Raw genomic sequence first — 7,977 nt, forward strand, 5'->3', positions numbered from 1 at the left:
GCCCCAGCCTCAGATCCGACCCGCCCGCCGCTGTCGCCGCAGCAGCAGCCCCAGGTACAGCCCGCCGACCACCGCGGTCACCACGCCGACCGGCAACTGGGCCGTCTCATGGATGCGTTGGGAGGCGAAGTCGGCGGTGACGACCAGGAAGGCGCCGGTGCAGGTGGCGCCCAGGAGGTTGGGGCCGGGCGCGTGGGTGAGGCGGCGGGCCAGCTGCGGTGCGATGAGCGCGACGAACGGGACCGGTCCCGCGGCGGCTGTCGCCACCGCGCAGGCGGCCGTGGCCAGGACCAGGATCACCAGGCGGGTGCGCTGGACGGGCACGCCGAGACCGCCCGCCACGTCGTCGCCCATCTCCAGGATCCGCAGCCTGCTCGCCGTGAGGGCGACCAGCGGCAGCAGCACGACCAGGCCGATGGCGGCCGGGCGTACGTCCTGCCAACCCCGGCCGTTCAGGCTGCCGTTGAGCCACACCATCGCCTGCGCGGCCTGCGTGAAGCGGGCCTTGGCGAGCAGATAGGCGTTGACGCCCTGGAGCAGCGCGCTGATCCCGATGCCGACCAGCACAAGCCGGTAGCCGTGGATGCCGTGCCGCCAGGCGAGCAGGTACACCAGCAGCGCGGTCGCCAGGCCGCCGCCCACCGCCCCGAGCGCGATCTGCCCGCCGGTGCCGCCGATGACCAGCACGACCAGCAGGCCCCCGGTGGCGGAACCGTAGGTGAAGCCGACGATGTCGGGGCTGCCCAGCGGATTGCGGGTCAGGCTCTGGAACAGCGCCCCGCTCAGCCCGAGCGCCGCACCGACCAGAACGCCGGTCAGCAGGCGGGGCAGTCGGAGTTCGTTGACGACGAAGTTGGTCTGCCGGCTGCCGTTGCCGAGCAGCGTGCGGATCACGTCGGCCGGGGAGATGGCGAACTCCCCGGTCCCCAGGGCGAGTACACCCACCGCGAAGGTGGCGGCCAGCACCAGCACGCACACCGTGACCGTACGGACGTCCACGCGCAGCGACAGCCCGCGTGAGCGGCTGCGGACGACGTGCGTACGGCGGGGGAGGGTGGAAGTCGTCCCGGGCGGAGCTGTCGTCACGACGACACCGCCTTGCCGGGGGAGAGGACCGTGATCACGACGACACCGCCCTGCCGAGAGGGAAAGCCCAGGTCACGACGACACCACCCGGCGATGCCGGACCAGCGCGATGAACACCGGCGCCCCGATCACCGCGGTCACCACACCCGCGTCCAGTTCGTCGGGCCGTACGACGACCCGCCCCAGGACGTCCGCGTACAGCAGGAGCGCCGGTGCGAGGAGCATGGACAGCGGCAGCGTCCAGCGCTGGTCGGTGCCGGCGATCATGCGGGCCATGTGCGGGACGGCGAGGCCGACGAAGACCAGGGGGCCGACGGCGGAGGTGGCCGCGCCGCACAGCAGGGTGACCGCCAACAGGCCCAGAAACCGGGTCCGGTTGAGGTGGGCGCCGAGCGCGCGGGCCGCGTCGTCGCCGAGGGCGAGCGCGTTGAGCGGGCGGACCAGGGAGAGAGCGAGGATCAGGCCGACGCCGACGAACGGCGTGATGGTCGTCAGCGTCTGGTTGTCGGCGCGGGCGAGCGAACCCACGCTCCAGAACCGGAGTTGGTCCAGGGCCTGGGCGTCGAGCAGCATCACGGTCTGGCTCAGGCCGGTGAACACCGCGGCGATCACCGCACCGCCCAGCGCGAGCCGTTCCGGTGTGGCTCCGCCGCGTCCGCCGGAGGCCAGCGAGTACGCCAGCAGACCGGCGATCACCGCCCCCGCCATGCCGAACCACACCCCGGCCCACAGGCTGGTCAGCCCCAACACCGTGATGGAGAAGACCACTCCGGTGGCCGCGCCCGCGTTGATGCCGAGCAGTCCGGGGTCGGCCAGCGGGTTGCGGGTCAGCGCCTGGATGAGCGCGCCCGCGACACCCAGCGCGGCTCCGGCGGCGATCCCGGCGAGGGTGCGGGGCACTCGTACGTCCCAGATGACGGAACTCGCGATCGACCCGTCGTCGTGCAGGAGGGCGTGGAAGACGGTGGCCGGTGCGAGTGAGCGCGAGCCGATCGCCAGGCTGAGCACGATCGCCACGAACAGCAGCACCAACGCGCCGACGACAGCGAGCAGTCGGGTCCGGGCGCGCCGCCGAGGGGGCGGGTCCGTCTGCTCAAGTGCGGGCGTGGCGACCTTAGTTGACACCGCCACCCTCCGCACTCAGCCGTTCGGCGATCCGGCGACCGAGCGCCTTTTTGTCGATCTTACCGACCGAGGTACGGGGGAAGATGTCGACCACCTCCACCCGGTCGGGCAGCTTGTACGCGGCCACCCCGCGGTCGGCGAGGAAGGCGGCGAGTTCGCGCTGGGTCGGGGTGGTGGCCCCGCCGCGCGGGACCAGGTAGGCGCAGGTGCGTTCGCCCATGGTGGCGTCGGGCATGCCGACCACGGCCGCGTCGTGCACCGCGGGGTGGGCCAGGATGTGGTTCTCCAGCTCTTCGGCGGAGATCTTGTCGCCGCCCCGGTTGATCTGGTCCTTGGCCCGGCCCTCGACGACCAGGTGTCCGCTGGGCAGTACTCGGACCAGGTCGCCGGTGCGGTAGTAGCCGTCGTCGGTGAAGGTGCGGGCGTTGTGCTCGGGCGCCCGGTAGTAGCCGCGCAGGGTGTAGGGGCCGCGGGTGAGCAACTCGCCGGTCTCGCCGGGGAGTACGTCGTGTCCGTCCTCGTCGACGACCCTGATCTCGTCGTCGGGGGACAGGGGCCGGCCCTGGGTGCCGATGACGAGGTCCGAAGGGTCGTCCAGGCGCGTGTAGTTGAGGAGTCCCTCGGCCATGCCGAAGACCTGCTGGAGGGTGCAGCCGAGGGTCGGCTCGACGCGGGCGGCGGGCTCGGCGCCCAGCTTGGAGCCGCCGACCTGGAGCAGGCTCAGCGAGGACAGGTCGGCCTCCTCCCACTCCACCGCGTCCAGCCACAGCAGGGCGATCGGCGGCACCACGGCGGTCGCGGTGACCCTCTCGCGCTCGATCAGCGCGAACGCGTCGTCCGGGCTGGGCGTGGGGGAGAGGACCACCGTGCCGCCGACCAGCAGGGTGCCGAGGATGCCCGGACAGGCCAGCGCGAAGTTGTGCGCGGTCGGCAACACCACCAGGTAGACGGTCGACTCGTCGAAGCCGCAGACCTCCGCACTCGCCCGGACGTTGTACGTGTAGTCGTCGTGGGTGCGCGGGATGAGCTTCGGCTTGCCGGTGGTGCCGCCGGACAGCAGCAGCACGGCCACGTCACCGGGGTCGGGCACGGGCAGCGGCACGGGCTCGGCGTCCAGGTCGTCGAACGCGGTGAACTCCGCTGGATCGCCTGCCACTATGACGTGCTCGAGCGAGGGCACCGCCTTGCGCACGGCACGGGCCAGCACGCGGTGGTCGAAGCCGTCGAGTACGTCGGGGATCGCGTACGCCGTGGCGCCGGCCGTCTCGGCGACATGCACGATCTCGCTCTCCCGGTGCGCGGGCAGTGTCAGCACCGGCACCGCGCCGGCCCGCAGCAGCGCGAAGAACAGCACCACGAAGGCGTCCGTATTGGGGAGTTGGACGACCACCCGGTCGCCGGGGCCGATGCCGAGCCGCCGCAGCCCCGCGGCCGTACGGTCGGCGCGTCGGTCGAGGTCGGCGTACGACCACCTCTGACCGTCGGCGTCGACGAGCGCGATCCGCCCGGGGGCGCGCTCGGCCCGGTCCCGCAGGAGCCGGTCCAGCGGCCGCCCCTGCCAGTGACCGGCGTCCCGGTACCTCCGCGCGAACGGTTTCGGCCAGGTCACCCACCCGTCGAGCATGCTCAACTCCCGCCGCTGTCCACTTCCTTCGATTTAGGAAAGGCTTGCCTAATAAGCGATCTCGGTCAAGCCTGAGGAGGGTCTGGACGGGCGATCGATCCGGAGGCTAGGGTCGGGTTGTAATTAGGTTAGGTTAACCTAAGTTCAGGGAGGTAGCTCGTTGCTGCGTTATCGGAGCGCGGAGACGGATCTGCCGGGTGACCCCCTCCTGTTGACCGCGGCACTGGCGGAGTCGGGATTGTTCGACCAGTACGTGGTCTACGAACGGGAGGGTGACTTCTGCTTCGCGGGCGGTGTGCTCGGCGAGGTCGTGGTCGCTCGCTCCGGGATCCGCCGCAGATGGCTCGCCGATGAGACCAGGACCCCGATCGGACCGCACCCTCTCCGCCAGGTCCAGGAAAAACTCGCGGACATGGACATCCAGGACTGGAACGCCTACGGCTGGATGGCCTTCGAGTTCTCCCACCTGCACACCGACCGACCCGAGCGGGCCGGTGACGCCGACCTCCTCCAACTGGTCGTCCCGCACAGCGAAGTGAGGTTCCGTCAGGGAAGCGTCCTGGTGCGCAGCGCGGACCAGGAGACCCTCGAAGCGCTGTTGACCCTGCTCGCCGAACCCGTCGACCGCCCGGTCGTCGAGGCCCAGCCGATCGATGTCGCGGACCATGCGGGCGGCTACCCGGGGATCGTGGCCCGGGCCATCGAGGAGATCCGGACGTCGACCGACCTCCAGAAAGTCATCCTCTCCCGCTCGGTCCCCGTGCCCTTCCCGGTCGACTTCGTCGCCACCTACGTACACGGCAGGTCGCACAACACCCCGGCCCGCTCCTTCCTGGTGAACCTGGGCGGCCGACGCGTGGCCGGCTTCAGCCCCGAGACCGTCGCCGAGGTGAGCGCGGACGGCGAGGTCGTCACCCAGCCGCTCGCGGGAACCCGGGCCCGTGGCCTGGGCGGCGCCGAGGACGAGCGGCTGCGCGCCGAACTCCTCGCCGACCCCAAGGAGATCTCGGAGCACGTCCTGTCCGTGAAACTCGCGGAGGAGGAGATGGCCACCGTCTGCCGTCCGGGCACCGTCTCGGTGCGCGACCTGCTCAGCGTGCGCCAGCGCGGCAGCGTCCAGCACCTGGGTTCCAGCGTGCACGGACTGCTCGCCGACGACGCCACCGCCTGGGACGTCCTGCGCGCCGTCTTCCCGGCCGTCACCGCCTCGGGCATCCCCAAGCTCCCGGCCTACGACTGCATCAGCCGACTGGAGAGCGGCCCCCGCGGCATCTACAGCGGCGCGATCCTCGCGGCGAGCAGCGACGGGGCTCTGGACGCGGCTCTGGTGCTGCGCAGCCTCTTCGAGGAGGACGGCCGCACCTGGCTGCGGGCCGGCGCCGGCATCCTCTCCGGATCCACGCCGGAACGGGAGTTGGAGGAGACCTGCGAGAAACTGCGCAGCGTCGCCCCGTACGTCGTCCCCGCCCAGCCGGCGCCGCTGGCCGTACCGTCGCTCCAGGGCTAGGGGCTCGCGTGCGTCTCGGAGAAATGGTCGTCGACGTCGCCCCGCTGCGGTCGAGCAGAGACTTCCGGCTGGTGTTCGCCACCCAGGCGATCTCCATGGTGGGCACCCAGCTCACCTCGGTGGCGGCGAGCCTCCAGATCTACGAGCTGACCGGATCCACCGTCCAGGTCGGTCTGATGAGTCTGGTACTGGGCATGGCTCTGCTGGTCGGTCTGCTCGCGGGCGGTCTGCTCGCCGACCGGGCCGACCGGCGCCGGGTCGTGCTCGTCACCCGGTCGGTGACCGCGGTCGTGGTCACCGGACTCGCGGTGAACGCGGCCCTGCCCGATCCGCATGTGTGGTTCGTCTTCGTGGCGGCCGTCCTGGCCGGCGGCAGCGCCGGTCTCGGCGGCCCCGCGATGATGGCCGCCACCCCGAACATCGTCCCCAAGAGCCAGCTCGCCGCGGCGGGCGCGCTCACCACCCTGACCGCCCAACTGGGCGGCATGGCGGGCCCGTCGCTCGCCGGGGTGATCGCGGCGGGACCGGGCCTGGCCTGGTGCTTCGGGATCGACGCGGCCGTCTACGTCGTAGGACTCGCGCTGCTCGCACCGCTCCCGGCGATGCCGCCCGAGGGCTCGGGCGAGGCCCAACACCCGCTGAAGGCAATGGCGGAGGGCCTGCACTTCCTGCGCGGCAACCAGGTCGTCGCCGGGCTGCTGCTCATCGACGTCTGCGCCATGGTCTTCGCGATGCCGTACGCGCTCTTCCCCGAACTCGGCACCGAGCACTTCGGCGGCGGCCCGTCCACCGTCGGGCTGCTCTACACCGCCCCCGCCGTCGGCTCGTTCTGCGGCGCGCTGGCCAGCGGCTGGACCGGCCGGATCCATCACACCGGGCGGGCACTGATCGGTGCGGTCGCGGTGTGGGGCGTGGCGATCGCCTGCTTCGGTCTCAGCGCCAACCTCTGGCTCGGGCTGACCTTCCTGGCGCTGGCGGGCCTGGGCGACACCGCCTCGGAGATCCTGCGCCGGGCCCTGCTCCAGCACTACACGCCGGACCGGCTCCAGGGTCGGGTCGGCAGTCTGTGGCTGGCCCAGGCCACCGCCGGGCCCTCCGTGGGCAACCTCGAAGCCGGCCTGGTCGCAAGGGCGTTGGGCTCGTCGGCCGGGGCCGCGGTGGTCGGGGGAGTGGTCTGTCTGGCCGGGGTGGCGACGGTCGCGCTGGCCGTGCCGGGCCTGCGCAAGGCCACCCTGCACGGACCCGCCGCCACCGAACCCGCGCCGTCCCCCGAGGTCTCCCCGGCGGCCGACTGACACAGGAGGGACCCGTGCCGAGCGCGCAGGTCAACGGAATCCGACTCCACTACGACGATGAGGGCCACGGCGAGCCCGTGGTGCTGGTGATGGGCCAGGGCGCCCGCGGCCGGTCCTGGCATCTGCACCAGGTGCCCGACCTGGTGGCGGCCGGACACCGGGTCGTCACCTTCGACAACCGGGGCGTCCCGCCGACCGACGAGTGCCCCGAGGGCTTCACGATCGACGACCTGGTGGCCGACACCGCCGGACTCGTCGACCACCTCGGCCTCGGCCCCTGCCGCTTCGTCGGCGTCTCCATGGGGGCCTACGTCGTCCAGGAGTTGCTCCTCGCCCGGCCCGAACTGGCTGTCCAGGGCGTCCTGATGGCCACCCGCGGCCGCACGGACGGCCTGCGTGCCGCCATGCGTGCGGCCGAACGCGCCCTGTACGACAGCGAGTCGGAGCTGCCGCCCGTCTACTCGGCCTGGGTACGCGCCCTGCAGAACCTGTCCCCGGCCACCCTCGACGACGAACAGCGGATCCAGGACTGGCTGGAGCTTTTCGAGTTCTCGCCGCCCGCCTCGGGCCCCGGCGCCCGGGCTCAGCTCGACCTGACCGTCCCGCCCGGACGCCTCGACGCCTACCGCGCGATCTCCGTGCCCTGCCTGGTCATCGGCTTCGCCGACGACCTCGTCCTGCCCCCGCACCTCGCCCGCGAAGTGGCCGACGCCATCCCGTCCGCCGGCTACCGGGAGATCAAGGATTGCGGCCACTACGGGTATTTGGAGCGCCCGGACGAAGTGAACCGGGTGCTTCTCGACTTCTTCCGCAGTCGTCCTTCCCCGTCCGGCGATCTTAAATTAGGTTAGCCTCACCTAAGTATCTACTCCAAGGGGTAACCGGTGCAGCGCACCCTTCTCAATGGAAAGATCCACCGAGCCACCGTGACGCAGGCCGATCTCCACTACGTGGGATCCCTGACGATCGATCAGGACCTCATGGAAGCCGCCGACATCGTCGAGGGCGAAGTGGTCCAGGTGGTCGACATCGACAACGGCGCACGGCTCACCACCTACGCCATCACCGGGGAGCGCGGCAGCGGCGTCATCGGCATCAACGGGGCCGCCGCCCATCTCGTCCACCCCGGTCACCTCGTGATCATCATGACCTTCGCCGTGCTCGACGAACTCGAACGGGCCACCCATGAACCGCGGGTCGTCCACGTGGACAAGGCCAACCGCATCGTCAAGCTCGGCGCCGACCCGGCCGAGCCGGTGCCCGGCGCGCCGGACCAGTTCTCCGGCGCCTTCCCCGCCGCCGCCCCTGCCCCCGCCCCGCACCAGGAGAGGAACTGAGCC

General features: G+C 71.6%; 7 protein-coding genes. 4 read left to right on the forward strand and 3 right to left on the reverse strand.

Annotation, left to right across the window (positions count from 1 at the left end; all coding sequences use genetic code 11):
• Window positions 1-9: 9 nt before the first annotated feature.
• The 3 genes from ACWDR3_RS09370 to ACWDR3_RS09380 all read right to left on the reverse strand — a co-directional run bounded on the left by ACWDR3_RS09370 (window position 10) and on the right by ACWDR3_RS09380 (window position 3,835).
• Window positions 10-1,086, reverse strand: a complete 1,077-nt coding sequence (locus tag ACWDR3_RS09370) for a FecCD family ABC transporter permease (RefSeq protein ID WP_450351856.1) — start codon at window positions 1,084-1,086, stop codon at window positions 10-12.
• Between the two features lie 72 nt (window positions 1,087-1,158).
• Window positions 1,159-2,211, reverse strand: coding sequence for a FecCD family ABC transporter permease (locus tag ACWDR3_RS09375; protein ID WP_450351857.1), 1,053 nt, complete (start codon window positions 2,209-2,211; stop codon window positions 1,159-1,161).
• Window positions 2,201-3,835: a (2,3-dihydroxybenzoyl)adenylate synthase gene (locus ACWDR3_RS09380; protein WP_450351858.1), complete on the reverse strand. Its 1,635-nt coding sequence runs from the start codon at window positions 3,833-3,835 to the stop codon at window positions 2,201-2,203. The genes ACWDR3_RS09375 and ACWDR3_RS09380 overlap by 11 nt, the downstream gene beginning before the upstream one ends.
• A 160-nt stretch (window positions 3,836-3,995) precedes the next feature.
• On the opposite strand from ACWDR3_RS09380, the gene ACWDR3_RS09385 reads away from it, so the two are divergent.
• Genes ACWDR3_RS09385 through panD form a run of 4 tightly spaced genes read left to right on the forward strand, consistent with a single transcriptional unit; the run spans window position 3,996 to window position 7,974 of the window.
• Window positions 3,996-5,342: a salicylate synthase gene (locus ACWDR3_RS09385; protein WP_450351859.1), complete on the forward strand. Its 1,347-nt coding sequence runs from the start codon at window positions 3,996-3,998 to the stop codon at window positions 5,340-5,342.
• Window positions 5,343-5,350: 8 nt separating this feature from the next.
• Window positions 5,351-6,637, forward strand: a complete 1,287-nt coding sequence (gene entS / locus ACWDR3_RS09390; RefSeq protein WP_450351860.1) for an enterobactin transporter EntS — start codon at window positions 5,351-5,353, stop codon at window positions 6,635-6,637.
• A 14-nt stretch (window positions 6,638-6,651) separates the two neighbouring features.
• Window positions 6,652-7,488, forward strand: coding sequence for an alpha/beta fold hydrolase (locus tag ACWDR3_RS09395; protein WP_450351861.1), 837 nt, complete (start codon window positions 6,652-6,654; stop codon window positions 7,486-7,488).
• 33 nt (window positions 7,489-7,521) lie between these two features.
• Window positions 7,522-7,974 carry an aspartate 1-decarboxylase gene (gene panD, locus ACWDR3_RS09400; RefSeq protein ID WP_450351862.1) on the forward strand — a complete coding sequence of 151 codons (453 nt, stop codon included), beginning with the start codon at window positions 7,522-7,524 and terminating at the stop codon, window positions 7,972-7,974.
• Window positions 7,975-7,977: the final 3 nt, after the last annotated feature.

Source organism: Streptomyces sp. NPDC001002, assembly GCF_053599215.1.

Coding starts and splice junctions, on each gene's coding strand:
- ACWDR3_RS09380 (WP_450351858.1), bottom strand. CDS start 3,835: ATGCTCGACGGGTGGGTGACCTGGCCGAAACCGTTCGCGCGGAGGTAC.